Raw genomic sequence first — 14,963 nt, 5'->3', positions numbered from 1 at the left:
GAGGAGGACGGGAATGAAGAAGATCGAACTGTCCGCCGGGACCATCGAGTACGAGGACACCGGCGGCGACGGTCCTACGGTCGTGCTGCTGCACGGATTCATGATGGACGCCTCGCTGTGGGCCGGGCCGATCGGTGATCTGTCCGCCGATCACAGGTGCGTGGCTCCGACGCTGCCCCTCGGCGCGCATCGTCACGCGATGCGTGCGGATGCCGACCTGTCGCTGCCCGGGATGGCCCGGCTGGTCGCCGAGCTGCTCGACCGCCTGGATCTGCGGGACGTCACCCTCGTCGGCAATGACACCGGCGGGGCGATCGTCCAGCTGCTCATGTGCGAGGGCGCCGCGCGCGTGGGACGGGTCGTGCTCGCCTCCTGCGATGCGTTCGACAACTTCCCGCCAGGGCTGACGGGCAGGACGCTGGTGCTCACCGGCAAGCTCCCGCCCCGGCTGTTCGGGCTGTTCATGCAACAGATGCGGCTGCGGATGATCCGTCGGCTCCCGATCGCGTTCGGGTGGCTGACCCTGCGCGGGGACGCCGCCACCGCCCGGTGGATGCGGCCGGTCATGCAGCGGCCCGAGATCCGCAAGGACGCCGTGCGGACACTGCGGGCCGCCGCAGCGGACACCGGCCTCCTGGTGGCCGCGGCCGAACGCCTGACCGGCTTCGAACGGCCCGCCCTCGTGGTGTGGGCGAGCCGCGACCGCGTCATGCCGCCCGCACACGGCCGACGCCTGGCCGAACTCCTCCCGCACGGACGGCTGGTCGAGATGGACGACAGCTACACCCTCATCCCGCTGGACCAGCCGGCCCAACTCGCCCGGGTGATCCGGGAGTTCACACCGGACCGCCGCTGACCGGCCCGCGCCGACCGACGAGAGAGAAGAGACAACCGATGAAGCTCACGATCTTCGCGGCGACCGGTGGCATCGGCCGTCACCTCCTCGAACAGGCCGTTGCCGCGCATCACGACGTCACCGCGGTCGTACGCGACCCACACGGCCTGACCGGCTGGGAAGGGCGGGCGCGTGTCGTCACGGCCGACCTGGCCGCGCCGGACGCGGACGTGCTCGCGTCCGCCGTCGTGGGCAGGAACGCCGTCCTCTCCGGGCTCGGACCGCGCAGGCCGAGGTCCGAGGCGGGAGTCACCTCGCGGGGCACGAAGGCCATCGTGGCCGCGATGCGGGCCACCGGTGTGAAGCGCCTCGTGGTGGTCAGCGCCGCACCGATCGGCACCGTGCCGTCGCCCGGTCGGCCGAACCCGCCGAAACACGACGCCGGCGACGGGTTCCTCATGCGCCACCTGGGCAGCCGGTTCGCGCGAGCCATGTTCAGCGCGCACTACGCCGACCTCGCACTGATGGAGGACATCCTCCGCGACAGCGATCTGGACTGGACCGTCTCACGACCGCCGCAACTGACCGACAAGCCCCTCACCGGCGTGTACCGGACGGCGTACGGGCAGAACATCCGGGGCGGCTCCAAGGCCTCACGCGCCGACGTCGCCCATCACATGCTGCGGGTGCTCGACCAACCCGAGACGATCGGACGGACCATCGGCATCGCCAACTGACGAGAGCCAGAAGGCACAGGCCAAAGGGTGCTACGTCCTGCCCCCGGCCTGATACCGGCGCCCGTGCGGGCGCCGGCCCTTGACTTCGTGTGCGCTCCAGGACGAAGACTCCCCTTCGCGGGCCCACCACCGGGCCCGCGGACGGAGGGAGCGACAGCGTGAAGTACCGCACCATGGGGACCGACCCGGCGACCCGTCTGAAGGTGAGCGTCCTCGCCCTCGGCGCCATGCTGTTCGGGTCGCGTACGGACGAGAAGACCTCCTTCGCCGTCCTCGACCGGTACGTCGAGGCCGGCGGCAACTTCATCGACACCTCCGACAACTACGCCTTCTGGGAGGACGGCGGCCAGGGCGGCCAGAGCGAGGAACTGCTCGGCCGGTGGCGCCGCAGCCGGGGGATCGGCGACGAGATCGTGATCGCCACCAAGCTCGGCGCCCGGCCGCTCGCCCCCGGGACGGGTTACGCCGACAACGCCGAGGGGCTGTCGGCGAAGGTGATCCGGGAGTCGGCCGAACGCAGCCGGGAACGCCTCGGGACGGACCGGCTCGATCTGCTGTACGCCCACATAGAGGACCGCACCGTCCCGCTGCGCGAGACCGTCGAGGGTTTCGCGGCACTGGTCGCGGAGGGCACCGTCGGGCTGCTCGGCGTGAGCAACCACGCCGTCTGGCGGGTGGAACGGGCCCGCGCCCTGGCAGCGGCGGCGGGCCTGCCCGGCTACGAGGTGCTCCAGTACGAGCACACCTACCTCAGGCCCCGCACCGACGTGCCCGGCGGCCTCTTCCCGGACGGCAGCCTCGGCGGCGCCGACGCGCAGCTCCTCGACCACCTGCGCGCCGAGCCGGACCTGACCCTGGTCGCCTACTCGCCGCTCCTGAAGGGCGCCTACACCCGCCCGGACAAGCCGCTGCCGACGGAATACGACCACCCCGGCACCCCCGCACGGCTCGGGGTCCTCAAGGACGTGGCCCGGGAGACCGGGGCCACCCCCAACCAGGTGGTGCTGGCCTGGCAGATCGGCGGCCCACTGCCCGTCGTCCCGCTGACCGGGACCTCGTCGGTGGCCCAGCTGGAGGAGAACCTGGCCGCCGTGGACCTGGAGCTCACCGGGGAGCAGCGGGCCCGCCTGGACGCCGCGCGCTGAGCGCGCCGCCCGTCCGCCGCCGACGTACGCTCCTTCATGAACCCAAGGAGCGGGTCATGAGCACACTTCCCACCGCCCATTCCGTCCGCACCACCCCGGAGGGCTTCCTGTGGGAGCCCAGCGAACGCTGGGTGCGCGGGGTGAAGGGCGAGGTCACCGTCGTGGACAGCCGGCATCCCCTGCTGGTGTGGGAGCCGGGACTGCCCGTACCCCAGTACGCCTTCCCGCGCGAGGAGGTCCGCGAGGACCTCCTCCGCCCGGCGGCGCACCCCCCGACCGGCGCGCACGCCGGGTCGCGGATCTTCTACGACCTCGACACCGGCGGCGAGCCGCTGCGGAACGCGGCCTGGACCTACCCCGGCCGCGATCTCGCCGGGTACATCACCTTCGCCTGGTTCCAGCACCGGGACCCCGGCCTCGACCACTGGTACGAGGAGGAGGAAGAGATCTTCGTCCACCCCCGTGACCCGCACAAACGCGTCGACGCCCTGCCCAGCCGCCGCCATGTCGTCGTCGAGATCGACGGCACGGTGGCGGCGGACACCCGGCGCCCCGTGCTGCTGTTCGAGACGGGCCTGCCCACGCGGTTCTACATCCCCCGTGAGGACGTCCGCCTCGACCTGTTCGAACCCACCGACCACAGCAGCAGGTGCCCGTACAAGGGCATCGCCGAGTACTGGTCCTGGCGGGGCGGCGCGGACGTGCCGTCGAACGTCCTGTGGAGCTACCCGGACCCCCTGCCCGCGGTGGGCACGGTCAGGGGGCTCCTCGCCTTCTACAACGAGGCCGTCGACATCACGGTGGACGGCGAACACCGCAAACGCCCCGTCACCCTGTTCACCTGGGCCCTCTTCAGCGGGACCGAGGCGAGCCGGCCCCGGGCAGGCAGTTCGCCAGGGCCCCTCTAGGCGTCCGCGCGCGGCTCCCGTACGACCGCCACGTCACCGGGGGCCAGCGTGACCGAGCCGGCGGTCTCCTTGCCGGTGAGGAGTTCCGTGGCGCCCGGCGGGACCTCGACCTGAGCGCCCTCGCCGGAGTGGTCGATCAGGAACACGTAGTCCGCGTCCGTGCCGCGCCGCCGGACCACCTCGACGCCCGCGGGCACCGTGCGGACCGGCTCCACGCCCGCCTCGGCGCGCACCCGGTCGAGGAGCGCGCCGAAGGTGTCCGGGTCCGGGAGCGTGGCCACGTACCAGGTCGTGCCCGAGCCGTGCGTGTGCCGGGTGACGGCCGGTACGCCCGCGAGCGGTCCGTCCGTGTACGAGGCGACCGCCTCGGCGCCCGCCAGGCGCAGCCGCTCCGACCACAGCGTGCCCGTGGCCTCGGCCGGCACGTCCCCGCCCAGGCCGACCCGCTCGCCGGGCAGCAGCGGGAACGGCTCGTCGGAGCGCACGCCCAGCGCCTCGCGGAAGGCCCCCGGGTAACCGCCCAGCCGCACATGGCAGTTGTCGTCCACCATGCCGCTGTGGAAGCCCACGGCGAGGGTGCCGCCGCGCTCGGCGTACGAGGTGAGGTTCGCGGCGCCCGCGTCGTCGACCAGATAGAGGCTGGGCGCCAGGACCAGGCGGTACGCGGAGAGGTCCCCGTCCGGGCGGACGAAGTCCACGGCCACCCCGGCCCGCCACAGCGGCTCGTACCAGGTGCGCACCAGGTCCAGACAGCGCAGCTCGCCGCTCGGCTGGGAGGGCAGCTCGAGGGCCCAGCGGGCGTTCCAGTCCCAGACGATCGCGACCTCGGCCGTGCCGGTGCTGCCGCGCACCTCCGCCAGCGCCTTCAGGTCGGCGCCGAGACCGACCACGTCCCGCCAGATCTGGCTGTCCGTCCCGGCGTGCGGCAGCATCGCCGAATGCCACTGCTCGGCGCCCGCCCTGGCCGCCCGCCACTGGAAGTAGGCGATGCCGTCCGCGCCGTGCGCCACGTGGGCGAGGGCGTTGCGGCGCAGCTCTCCCGGAACCTTGGCCCGGTTGACCGGCTGCCAGTTCACGGCGCCCGTGGAGTGCTCCATCAGCAGCCAGGGGCCGCCCGCGAGCGAGCGCGTCAGGTCGCCGCTGAGCGCGATGTCGATGTGCGACTCGGTGTCCGTGGACCGGAGGTAGTGGTCGTTGGAGACGATGTCCAGCTCCGGGGCCCAACGCCAGTAGTCCAGCGCCTCGAAGCTGAAGTTCACCATGAAGTTGGTGGTGGCGGGCGTGTCCGGGGCCGCGACGCTCAGCACGTCGCGCTCCGCCGTGTACAGCGACAGCAGCTCGTCGGAGCAGAACCGGCGCCAGTCCAGCTGGTGCGTCGGGTTGGGCACGGCGCCGGTGGCGCGGGGCGGGAGGACCTCGTCCCAGTGGTAGTACCACTGGCTCCAGAAGGTGGTGCCCCAGGCGTCGTTGAGGGCGTCCAGGTCCCCGTACCGGGCCCGCAGCCAGCCGCGGAACGCCTGGGCGCTGGTGTCGCAGTAGCAGGCCGCGTTGTGGCAGCCGTACTCGTTGTGCACGTGCCACATCGCGACCGCCGGGTGGTCGGCGTACCGCCGCGCCAGCCGGTCCGCGATGCTCAGGGCCGCCCTGCGGTAGGCGGGGCTGGACGGGCAGAACGTCTGGCGGCTGCCGTACGACAGCGTGCGGCCGTCCCGGTCCACCGGCAGGGCCTCGGGGTGGGCGCGGAAGAACCAGGCGGGCGGGGCCGCGGTCGGCGTGGCGAGGTCGGCGGCGATGCCGTTCTCGTGCAGCAGGCCGAGGATCCGGTCCATGCGCGAGAAGTCGTACACGCCCTCGGCGGGCTCCATCAGCGCCCAGGAGAAGATGCCGACGCTGACCATGGTCACCCCGGCCTCGCGCATCAGGCGCACGTCCTCGGCCCACACCTCCTCGGGCCACTGCTCGGGGTTGTAGTCGCCGCCGTAGACGATGCCGGGGACGGACAGGGTGCGGTTCATCGGGCGGCTCCGGTAAGGAGGCGGCGCGTGGTGTCCACGCCCCACCGGTCGAGGGAGAGCAGGCGGTCGCTGGAGGCCGTCAGGCCGCCGGTCGCCTCGACGTGGGCGGCCCAGCGCTCGCGGGTCTGAACGGCCGGGCGGGCCATCAGGCAGTCGGGGTCGTTGATCCAGAGCCGGCCGTGCTGCCACTGGCGGGCGGCGCCGGTGAACTCGGCCGGGTCCTGCCCCGGCTGGCTGAAGTCACCGGCCTCGGGGCGGCGGTGCGGGGCCGTGTCGGGGCTGACCCGCATCGCGTCGAACAGGCCGAGGGAGGGCAGGATCGGGGCGCCACAGCCCAGCAGGTAGGCGTCGGCGCCGATGGCCTCACGGATGACGGCGATGCCGGCCCGGTAGGCGGACACCGCGTCCACATCGGAGTGCCGTACGCCCTCCAGCGCGCCCGCGTACAGGAAGTCGGTCTTGAAGTAGTCGTAGCCCTCGGCGCGCAGCGTCCGGAAGACGCCGGCCAGGTAGGCGGCCGCGTCCGGGTGGGTGGTGTCCAGGACGCACAGGTCGTGGCCCCAGTTGCGGCCGGCGTGCGCGAAGCCGCCCGCGGCGTCGCGGACCAGCCAGCCGGGGTGCTCCGCGGCCAGGTCGCTCGCCGGGTCCACCAGGAACGGGGCCGTCCAGATGCCCGCCCGGCGCCCGCGCGCCCGGATGGCGTCCGCGATGCCCTCCCGGGAGCGGAAGCGCCCGGAGAGGGTGAGCCAGTCGCCCAGCGCGCGCTGGTAGCCGTCGTCGATCTGGACGACGTCGATCGGCAGGTCGAGGGTGTCCATCGCCCGCAGGTTCTCGTGGATGTCGTCCTCGGTGACCTCGGTGAAGTACTCGTACCAGGAGCACCACACCGTCGGCGCCGGGCGCGGGGCGGGCAGCCCGAGGCCGGCGGCCCAGTCGCCCAGCACCGACGGGATGTCCGTGCCGGTCCACTCCTTCACCGGGCCGTCGGCCGCCACCTCGGCGTGGTCGCCGGTGACGGTGAGGCGGACGGACGGCACTTCCCGGGTCGGGTCGGCCGCCGCCCACAGCCGTGCCGGGGAGCCGTCGCCGGGGTCCAGGGCGAGCAGGCCCTCGCCCTGGAAGGCACCGGCGGGGACGGTGACGCCCGGCCGGTAGCAGACGGTCGCCCAGTTGCCGTTCGTCGGGCGGTACGGCGTGGCGTCGAGGGCGTAGGCGCCGCTGGGGCTCCAGGACTGCCAGCCCTCCTCGTGGACGCGCGCGCGGCGCGGGTCCACGAGGACCGAGGCGACCGGGGTGAAGGGGTCGTGCACGGGGATCTCTTTCACGGAGGAAGGGGCCTCAGCCCTTGTTCGCGCCCAGCGTCAGACCGCTCACGAACTGCCGTTGCAGCACGAAGTACACGATCAGTGTCGGGATCGCGGTGAGCAGGGCGCCGGCGGCGACCAGGTTGGGGTCGGTGAAGTACTGCCCGGAGAGGTTGTTCAGCGCCGAGGTGATCGGCATGTTCTCGCCGGTCGAGATCAGCACGATGGCCCAGAAGAAGTCGTTGTAGATCCAGATGGACAACAGCGTCGCCAGGGCGGCCATCGCGGGCTTGCACAGCGGCAGCACGATCTGCCAGTACATGCGCCACACCGACGCGCCGTCGACGAGGGCGGCCTCGGTGAGCTCGTGCGGCAGCATGCGCATGTAGTTGCTCAGCACGAACGCGCAGAAGCCGGACTGGAACGCCACGTGGATGAGGACCAGGCCGAGCGCGGAGTCGTACAGCTTGCCGCTCATCGTGATGCCGGGCAGGTCGATGAGCAGGTACATGCGGTACAGCGGGGTGATGATGACCTGCTGCGGCAGCAGGTTGCCGGCCGTGAACACCAGCAGCAGGAAGATGTTGAGCCGGAAGTCGAAGCGGCTGACGTAGAACGCGACCATCGACGACAGCAGCAGCGTCAGCAGCACGGCCGGGACCGCGATGATCAGCGTGTTGCTGAAGTAGTGCATCATGTCGGACTGCTCGAACGCGTTCTTGAAGTTGTCGAACGTCAGCTTGTCCGGCCAGGAGACGTAGCCCTTGGTGCTGGTCTCCGAGTACGGGCGCAGGGCCGCGAAGACCGCCCACAGCAGCGGGGCGAGCCAGGCCAGCGAGGTGACGACCAGGAACACGTGCAGCAGGACCCGGGCGGGGCGGACGGGCGCGCGCTGCTTCAGCGGCGCCGCGGCGTTCACGGTGCTCATGCGCGCCGCTCCTTCCGGAAGGTCGCGATCAGGTACGGGATGATGACCGCGAGCGAGATGACCAGCAGGACGACGGCGATCGCGGAGCCGTAACCGATCCGGCTGGACTCGCCGATGATGTTGTTGGTGATCAGGATCGACAGCAGCTCGGTGCCCTGGGCGCCCTTGTTGAAGACGAACACCAGGTCGAAGGCGCGCAGGGCCTCGATGATGGTGACGACCAGGACGACGGTGTTGGTGGGCCGCAGGGTGGGGAAGATGACGTTCTTGAACGTCTGCCACTCGTTGGCGCCGTCCAGCGCGGAGGCCTCCCGCAGGGACGGGTCGACGCCCTTCAGGCCGGCCAGGTAGAGGATCATCATGTAGCCGGTGTGCCGCCAGGAGGCGGCGACCAGCACAGCCCACAGGTTCAGGTGCGGGTCGCCGATCCAGTCGATGTAGTGGCCGGGCTTGTTGGCGCCGATGATGCTGTTGATCAGGCCCGTGTCCGGGTTGTAGACGAGCTGCCAGACGAAGCCGGTGACCGCCAGCGAGACCACGACCGGCAGGAAGAACGCGGTCTGGTAGACACGGCTGAAACGGATCCTCTTGTCCAGCTGGACGGCCAGGAACAGGCCCATCGGCGTCGGGATCAGGATGAGCACGACGAACCAGATGATGTTGTGCTCGACCGCCGGCCAGAACTGCGGGTTGTCGCTGAACAGCTGCTTGAAGTTGTCCAGCCCCACCCACTTGATGGAGTCGAAGCCGATGCCGTCCCAGCTGGTGAAGGCGAGGGCGATCGAGGCGAGGGCCGTGAACCAGACGAGGGCCACGTGCAGGACCGTGGGCACGCCGGCCATGAAGCCGAGCGTGATGCGGTCACGGCGGGTCAGCAGGCGCTTGTGGCCCTGCGGGACCCGCTTCTTCTCAGGCGCGGGGCCCGGAGGCGGCACGGGCGCCGCCTCCGGGCTCTTCGGGGTGATGTCGGTGGTCATGCGGAGGCGAAGATCTGCTTCTTCTGGCGGTCGATCGAGGACAGCAGGCTGTCGACGCCCTTGGGGTTCTGGAGGAACTTCTGGAGCCCGGGCTGCATCACCGTGGAGGTGAAGTCCGGCCGGGAGTCACGGTCCATGAACTGGGTGAGGCTCTTGGCGTTGCTGATCATCTCGTACGCCTTCTTCTGGATCGCGGTGTACGAGGAGGTGTCGGCCTTGCTGGAGGCGGCCACCACGCTGTTGTCGGCCTTGAGGTAGACCTGCTCGGCCTCCGGCGTGCCCAGGAACTCCATCAGCTTCACGACGCCGGCGTGGTTCTTCGGGGACTTGCTGACCATGAAGCCGTCGGTGGGCGCCTCGACGGTGTCCTGGCCGTACGCGGAGTTGATCTCCGGGAAGGCGAAGAAGTCGAGGTCCTCGAGGTCGGCCTTGTCGGTGAACTGCTGCCCGACGAACGAGCCCAGGAGGTACATGCCGGCCTTCTTCGACACCAGGGTCTGGGCGGCGTCCTGCCAGGTGCGGCCCATGAAGCCGTCCTGGTGGTAGGGGAGGATCTCGGCCCAGTGGTCGAAGACGGCCTTGACCTTGGCGTCGGTCCACGACTCCTTGCCCGCCATCAGGGACTTGTGGAAGTCGTAGCCGTTGAGGCGGAAGTTGATCTGGTCGAAGGTGCCCATCGCCGGCCAGGCGTCCTTGTCGCCGAAGGCGATCGGGACCAGGCCGTCCTTCTTCATCTGCTTGCAGAGCGCGACGAACTTGTCCCAGGTGGTGGGGACTTCGTAGCCGTGCTGCTTGAAGACGCTCTTGCGGTAGAAGAGCGCCCACGGGTAGGTGTACAGCGGCACGAAGTAGTACTTGCCGTCCTCGCCCTTGCTGAGCTGCTTCATCGCGTCGGGGAAGTTGTCCCCGATCTTCGCCCACACGTCGTCGATCGGCGAGGCGAGCTTCTTGGCCGCGAAGAACTGCATGCGGTAGCCGGCGAACCAGGTGAACACGTCGTCCGGCGTGCCCTGGAGGTAGGAGTTGATCTGCTCCTGGAAGGTGTTGTGGTCCTTCGTGTTCACGTCGACCTTGATGCCGGACTTCTTCGTGAAGGCCGCGTAGATCTCGGCGAACGCCTTCTTCGGCACCGCGTCGGAGGAGTTGGAGCCGAGGGAGACGGTCTTCGGGTCGGAGGACGAGCCGCTGCCGCCGCAGGCGGACAGCAGGGGTATGCCGGCGCCGGCGAGGAGGGCGGCTCCGCCCGCTCCGCGGAGCAGTGAACGGCGGCTGGGCCCCGGGACGGACAGGCCGGAGGGCGAGAGGCGCATGGCGGCTCCTGAAAGGCAGGGTTCGGACAAGGGGAGAGCCGGCTTCCGAAAGGTCCTCGAAACCGATCAGAAACCAACTCGACCGAACATCGTGGGCGTAATAACAGCCGCATGTCCGCTCATGCGTCAATACCTTCCGTCCGTCTCTTGCGTCTCTTGCCCGAAACGTAATCGACACGGCCACCAGCGAATTCGTTCACAAAGTGACAGTCACGGTCTGACCAGCAGCTGGAAGTCGAAGGCGTACCGGGACGCCCGGTAGATGTGGGTCCCGTACTCGACCGGGCGGCCCGCGTCGTCGTACGCCGTGCGCTGCATCGTGAGCAGGGCGGCGCCCTCCTTCTCGTCGAGCCGGGCGGCCTCCTCGGCGGTGGCCGAGCGGGCGCCGACGGTCTGCCGGGCGCTGTGCAGGGTGATCCCGGCCGAGCGCATCATCCGGTACAGACCGGTCGACTCCAGCCGCGTGTCGTCGAGTTCGAGCAGGGCGGCGGGCAGGTAGTTGCACAGGAACGCGACGGGCTGGCCGTGGGTGAAGCGCAGCCGCTCCAGGACGGCCACCTCGCCGCCCTCGGGCAGGCCGAGCGCGGCGGCCACGTCGGTGGCCGCCGGGACGCGCTCGTGGCGCAGCACCCGCGTCGTCGGGCCCTGTCCGGCCGACTCGAGGTCGTCGTAGAGGCTGCTGAGTTCCAGGGGCCGCTTGACCTGGCTGTGCACGACCTGCGTGCCGACGCCCCGGCGGCGCACCAGCAGTCCCTTGTCCACCAGGGACTGGATGGCCTGCCGCACCGTCGGCCGGGACAGGCCCAGGCGTACGGACAGGTCGATCTCGTTGCCCAGCAGATTGCCGGGAGCCAGGCTCCCGTGCTCGATCGCCGTCTCCAGCTGCTGGGCGAGCTGGTAGTACAGCGGGACCGGACTGGTCCGGTCCAGGGCGAAGTCGAGGGAGTCGAGCGCGGAAACAGTGACGGGGCGGGTGCGGGCACCGGTCCTCGGCATCGGGACACTCCTAGGGGTGTGGGGGATTTCAGAGGTGCCGGCGGCGGGCCGCGACCTGCCGCTCGTAGTCCTCGCGGGCCCGTACGGCGGCCTCGCGCGAGGCCGTCTCGGCGACGGGGACGTCCCACCAGGCCTCGGCCGGGGGAGCGGCGGGGGTGGGACCGTCCAAAGCCGTCTCGACGTACACACAGGTCGGCCGTTCGGCGGCGCGGGCCGTGGCGAGCGCGTCGCGCAGCTCCCGGACCGTCTTGGCGCGCAGCACGTCCATGCCGAGGCTCGCCGCGTTGGCGGCCAGGTCCACGGGCAGCGGGGCGCCCGTGAAGGTGCCGTCGGCCGCGCGGTACCGGTAGGCGGTGCCGAACCGTTCGCCGCCCACCGATTCGGACAGGCCGCCGATGGAGGCGTACCCGTGGTTCTGGATCAGGACCAGCTTCACCGGCAGCCCCTCCTGGACGGCGGTGACGATCTCGGTCGGCATCATCAGATACGTGCCGTCCCCGACCAGCGACCAGACCACGGTGTCCGGGGCCGCCTGCTGGACGCCGATGCCCGCCGGGATCTCGTAGCCCATGCACGAGTAGCCGTACTCCAGGTGGTACTGGCGCGGGCTGCGGGCCCGCCACAGCTTGTGCAGGTCGCCGGGGAGCGAGCCCGCCGCGTTGATCACCACGTCCTCGTCGCCCACCACCGCGTCCAGGGCGCCCAGCACCTGGGTCTGGGTCGGCACGGCGTTCCCGTCGTCGGCCCGGTAGGCGGCCGCCACGACCCGCTCCCAGCGCTCCTTGCCCGCGCGGTACTCCGCCTCGTACGCCGGGTCCACGCGGTACCCGGTCAGCTCCCCGGCGAGCGCCTCCAGGGCGGTCCGGGCGTCGGCCACCACGGTCCGGGCGGACAGCTTGTGGGCGTCGAAGCCGGTGATGTTGACGCCCAGGAAGCGGACGCCCGGGTGCTGGAACAGGGTGCCGGAGGCGGTGGTGAAGTCGGTGTACCGGGTGCCGATCCCGACGACCAGGTCGGCGGTGCGGGCGAGGTCGTCGGCGACCGCCGTGCCGGTGTGGCCGATGCCGCCCACGTCGGCGGGATGGTCGTACCTGAGGGAGCCCTTGCCCGCCTGCGTGGAGGCGACCGGGATGCCGGTGGCCTCCACCAGCGCCCTGAGCGCCTCCTCGGCCCTGCTGTGGTGGACTCCGCCGCCCGCGACGATCAGCGGCCGCCCGGCGGCGCGGACGGCCCGTACGGCGGCGGCGAGTTCGGCCGGGTCCGGAGCGGGACGGCGTACGTGCCAGACGCGCTCGGCGAAGAACTCCTCCGGCCAGTCGAAGGCCTCCGCCTGTACGTCCTGCGGCAGCGCGAGCGTGACGGCACCGGTTTCCGCCGGGTCCGCCAGCACGCGCATGGCGTTCAGCGCGGAGGGGATCAGGGCTTCCGGGCGGGTGACGCGGTCGAAGTAGCGGCAGACGGGGCGCAGGGTGTCGTTCACGGACACATCGGCCTCGGCCGGGTGCTCCAGCTGCTGGAGCAGGGGATCGGCGGGGCGGGTGGCGAAGGTGTCGCCCGGGAGGAGGAGCACGGGCAGGCGGTTGACCGTGGCCAGGGCGGCGCCCGTGACCAGGTTGGTCGCGCCCGGACCGATGGACGTCGTCACCGCCTGCGCGGACAGCCGGTCGAGGTGCCGGGCGTGTCCGACGGCCGCGTGCACCATGGCCTGCTCGTTGCGGCCCTGGTGGTAGGGCATCAGATCGGGGTATTCCAGGAGGGCCTGCCCGATCCCGGCGACGTTGCCGTGGCCGAAGATCCCCCAGGTGCCGGCGATCAGCCGGTGCCGGACGCCGTCGCGTTCGGTGTACTGGACGGAGAGGAACCGCACCAGCGCCTGCGCGACGGTCAGGCGGCGGGTTGACTGACTCGAGTGGCTCATGCCTCTCAGGTGTAAGCGCGGACCGCTGCACTGTCAATTGTTTGTACTTACATTCGGACTAGCTCGTGAAATGATGTCTTAACAAAGCATTGACAGCGGGCTTCACAGGGACTTGGATCGCGTCCCAGCGCAACAGCGTCCTTTCCCCCGTCGCACAGTGAGGTGCAGGACAAATGGACCGCTCTTCTCTCTCCCGCTCCCACAGACTGGCCCCCGTCGTGGCCGTGGCCGCCGCGGCAGCACTGACCCTCGCCGGCTGCTCCAGCAGTTCGGGAGGGAAGAAGGCCGAGGACGGAGGGTCGAACGCCTCCGCGGGCAAGGCCGACACCCCCCGCATGACGGTCGCCCTCGTCACCCACCAGGCGCCCGGCGACACCTTCTGGGACATCGTCCGCAAGGGTGCCGAGGCCGCCGCCGCCAAGGACAACATCAAGCTGATCTACTCCAACGACCCCAACGCGGGCAACCAGGCCAACCTGGTGCAGAACGCCGTCGACCAGAAGGTCGACGGCATCGCCCTCACCCTCGCCAAGCCCGACGCCATGAAGGACGTCGTCGGCAAGGCGACCGCCGCGAAGATACCCGTGGTCGGCCTCAACTCGGGCGTGAGCGACTGGAAGAAGCTGGGCCTGCTGGAGTTCTTCGGGCAGGACGAGTCGGTGGCCGGCGAGGCGCTCGGCAAGCGGCTGAACCAGGAGGGCGCCAAGAAGGTCGTCTGTGTCATCCAGGAACAGGGCAACGTCGGCCTCACCCAGCGCTGCGACGGCGTGAAGAAGACGTTCTCCGGCACGACTGAGACGCTGAACGTGAACGGCACCGACATGCCGTCCGTGAAGTCGACGATCACCGCGAAGCTCAAGCAGGACTCCGCACTCGACTACGTGGTCGCCCTCGGCGCCCCCTACGCGCTGACCGCCGTGCAGTCGGCGGACGAGGCGGGCAGCAAGGCCAAGGTCGCCACCTTCGACCTGAACAAGGACCTGACCAACGCCATCAAGAAGGGCACCATCCAGTTCGCCGTGGACCAGCAGCCCTACCTCCAGGGCTACCTGGCGATCGACTCCCTCTGGCTCTACAAGAACAACGGCAACTACAGCGGCGGCGGCGAGCAGCCGGTGCTGACCGGCCCGGCCTTCGTCGACAAGTCCAACGTCGACACCATCGCCCAGTTCGCCGCGAAGGGCACCCGGTGATGAGCATGACCCAGCACGCTGAACCGGCGGTGGGCGCGCCGCCGGGCGCGGGCCCCGGGAAGACCGACGGGCGCACCGCCGAACGGCCCCTGGTGATCCGGCTGCTGGCCCGCCCGGAGGTCGGCGTCTTCCTCGGCGCCGCGGCCGTCCTGGTCTTCTTCCTGATCGCGGCGCCCACGGTCCGCCAGGGCAGCTCCATGGCCACGGTCCTCTACCAGTCGTCGACCATCGGGATCATGGCGCTGCCGGTGGCCCTGCTGATGATCGGCGGCGAGTTCGACCTGTCGGCCGGTGTCGCCGTGATCACCTCGGCGCTGACCGCGAGCATGCTCAGCTACCAGCTGACCATGAACGTCTGGGTGGGCGTGATCGTCGCGCTGTTCGTCTCGCTCGGCATCGGCGCCTTCAACGGCTGGATGGTGGTCCGCACCGGGCTGCCCAGCTTCCTGGTCACCCTGGGCACCTTCCTGATCCTCCAGGGCGTCAACCTCGCGGTCACCAAGCTGATCACCAGCAACGTGGCCACCGACGACATCAGCGACATGGACGGCTTCGACCAGGCGAAGAAGATCTTCGCCTCCTCGTTCGACGTCGGCGGGGTGCAGGTGAAGATCACCGTGGTGTGGTGGCTGGTCTTCGCGGCGCTGGCCACCTGGGTGCTGCTGCGCACCAAGTACGGCAACTGGATCTTCGCGGT

At 70.5% G+C, this 14,963-nt stretch carries 13 protein-coding genes; 6 read left to right on the top strand and 7 right to left on the bottom strand.

Translation table 11 applies throughout. From position 1 onward, the window contains the following. Positions 1–13 precede the first annotated feature (13 nt). From ABZ915_RS41510 to ABZ915_RS41495, 4 genes are all read left to right on the top strand, one after another. Positions 14–856, top strand: a complete 843-nt coding sequence (locus tag ABZ915_RS41510) for an alpha/beta hydrolase (protein WP_361814272.1) — start codon at positions 14–16, stop codon at positions 854–856. Positions 857–894: 38 nt separating this feature from the next. After that, the gene (locus tag ABZ915_RS41505; protein ID WP_361814270.1) at positions 895–1,572 is read left to right on the top strand and encodes an NAD(P)H-binding protein; all 678 of its coding nucleotides are present in this window, start codon (positions 895–897) and stop codon (positions 1,570–1,572) included. 158 nt (positions 1,573–1,730) lie between these two features. Beyond that, positions 1,731–2,717 carry an aldo/keto reductase gene (locus tag ABZ915_RS41500; RefSeq protein ID WP_361814268.1) on the top strand — a complete coding sequence of 329 codons (987 nt, stop codon included), beginning with the start codon at positions 1,731–1,733 and terminating at the stop codon, positions 2,715–2,717. Positions 2,718–2,773: 56 nt separating this feature from the next. Continuing rightward, the gene (locus tag ABZ915_RS41495) at positions 2,774–3,625 is read left to right on the top strand and encodes a DUF427 domain-containing protein (RefSeq protein ID WP_361814266.1); all 852 of its coding nucleotides are present in this window, start codon (positions 2,774–2,776) and stop codon (positions 3,623–3,625) included. Here the strand turns inward: ABZ915_RS41495 and ABZ915_RS41490 are convergent. From ABZ915_RS41490 to iolD, 7 genes are all read right to left on the bottom strand, one after another. After that, positions 3,622–5,640, bottom strand: coding sequence for a beta-galactosidase (locus ABZ915_RS41490; RefSeq protein WP_361814264.1), 2,019 nt, complete (start codon positions 5,638–5,640; stop codon positions 3,622–3,624). The genes ABZ915_RS41495 and ABZ915_RS41490 overlap by 4 nt on opposite strands. After that, positions 5,637–6,950, bottom strand: a complete 1,314-nt coding sequence (locus ABZ915_RS41485) for a glycoside hydrolase family 36 protein (RefSeq protein WP_361814456.1) — start codon at positions 6,948–6,950, stop codon at positions 5,637–5,639. Before ABZ915_RS41485 ends, ABZ915_RS41490 begins: the two co-directional genes overlap by 4 nt. A gap of 28 nt (positions 6,951–6,978) precedes the next feature. Further along, positions 6,979–7,872 (bottom strand): carbohydrate ABC transporter permease, encoded by an 894-nt coding sequence (locus ABZ915_RS41480; protein ID WP_361814262.1) that lies wholly within the window; start codon positions 7,870–7,872, stop codon positions 6,979–6,981. Then, on the bottom strand, positions 7,869–8,849 hold the full coding sequence (locus tag ABZ915_RS41475; protein WP_361814260.1) for a sugar ABC transporter permease: 981 nt from the start codon (positions 8,847–8,849) through the stop codon (positions 7,869–7,871). The genes ABZ915_RS41480 and ABZ915_RS41475 overlap by 4 nt, the downstream gene beginning before the upstream one ends. Beyond that, positions 8,846–10,159 carry an ABC transporter substrate-binding protein gene (locus tag ABZ915_RS41470; RefSeq protein ID WP_361814258.1) on the bottom strand — a complete coding sequence of 438 codons (1,314 nt, stop codon included), beginning with the start codon at positions 10,157–10,159 and terminating at the stop codon, positions 8,846–8,848. Before ABZ915_RS41470 ends, ABZ915_RS41475 begins: the two co-directional genes overlap by 4 nt. A 210-nt stretch (positions 10,160–10,369) precedes the next feature. Beyond that, positions 10,370–11,155 (bottom strand): GntR family transcriptional regulator, encoded by a 786-nt coding sequence (locus ABZ915_RS41465; protein WP_361814256.1) that lies wholly within the window; start codon positions 11,153–11,155, stop codon positions 10,370–10,372. Positions 11,156–11,183: 28 nt separating this feature from the next. Continuing rightward, positions 11,184–13,073, bottom strand: a complete 1,890-nt coding sequence (gene iolD / locus ABZ915_RS41460) for a 3D-(3,5/4)-trihydroxycyclohexane-1,2-dione acylhydrolase (decyclizing) (RefSeq protein ID WP_361814254.1) — start codon at positions 13,071–13,073, stop codon at positions 11,184–11,186. A gap of 173 nt (positions 13,074–13,246) precedes the next feature. Here iolD and ABZ915_RS41455 point away from each other — a divergent pair, with 173 nt between their 5' ends. Next, entirely contained in the window at positions 13,247–14,266 is a 1,020-nt protein-coding gene (locus ABZ915_RS41455; protein ID WP_361814252.1) for a sugar ABC transporter substrate-binding protein, read from the top strand. Beyond that, a partial coding sequence (locus ABZ915_RS41450; RefSeq protein ID WP_361814250.1) for an ABC transporter permease occupies positions 14,266–14,963 on the top strand: 698 nt, incomplete at its 3' end. The genes ABZ915_RS41455 and ABZ915_RS41450, both read left to right, overlap by 1 nt.

It is taken from the genome of Streptomyces sp. NPDC046915, from assembly GCF_040644935.1.
Classification (GTDB): Bacteria; Actinomycetota; Actinomycetes; order Streptomycetales; family Streptomycetaceae; genus Streptomyces.
The sequence above is the reverse complement of the archived record's forward strand: the minus strand, read 5'-3'. Positions and strand labels throughout refer to the sequence as shown.

Excerpts from the sequence above, each read along its gene's own strand:
- ABZ915_RS41510 (WP_361814272.1), top strand. The coding sequence starts at position 14 with ATGAAGAAGATCGAACTGTCCGCCGGGACCATCGAGTACGAGGACACC.
- ABZ915_RS41505 (WP_361814270.1), top strand. The coding sequence starts at position 895 with ATGAAGCTCACGATCTTCGCGGCGACCGGTGGCATCGGCCGTCACCTC.
- ABZ915_RS41495 (WP_361814266.1), top strand. The coding sequence starts at position 2,774 with ATGAGCACACTTCCCACCGCCCATTCCGTCCGCACCACCCCGGAGGGC.
- ABZ915_RS41490 (WP_361814264.1), bottom strand. The coding sequence starts at position 5,640 with ATGAACCGCACCCTGTCCGTCCCCGGCATCGTCTACGGCGGCGACTAC.
- ABZ915_RS41480 (WP_361814262.1), bottom strand. The coding sequence starts at position 7,872 with ATGAGCACCGTGAACGCCGCGGCGCCGCTGAAGCAGCGCGCGCCCGTC.
- ABZ915_RS41475 (WP_361814260.1), bottom strand. The coding sequence starts at position 8,849 with ATGACCACCGACATCACCCCGAAGAGCCCGGAGGCGGCGCCCGTGCCG.
- ABZ915_RS41470 (WP_361814258.1), bottom strand. The coding sequence starts at position 10,159 with ATGCGCCTCTCGCCCTCCGGCCTGTCCGTCCCGGGGCCCAGCCGCCGT.
- ABZ915_RS41465 (WP_361814256.1), bottom strand. The coding sequence starts at position 11,155 with ATGCCGAGGACCGGTGCCCGCACCCGCCCCGTCACTGTTTCCGCGCTC.
- iolD (WP_361814254.1), bottom strand. The coding sequence starts at position 13,073 with ATGAGCCACTCGAGTCAGTCAACCCGCCGCCTGACCGTCGCGCAGGCG.
- ABZ915_RS41455 (WP_361814252.1), top strand. The coding sequence starts at position 13,247 with ATGGACCGCTCTTCTCTCTCCCGCTCCCACAGACTGGCCCCCGTCGTG.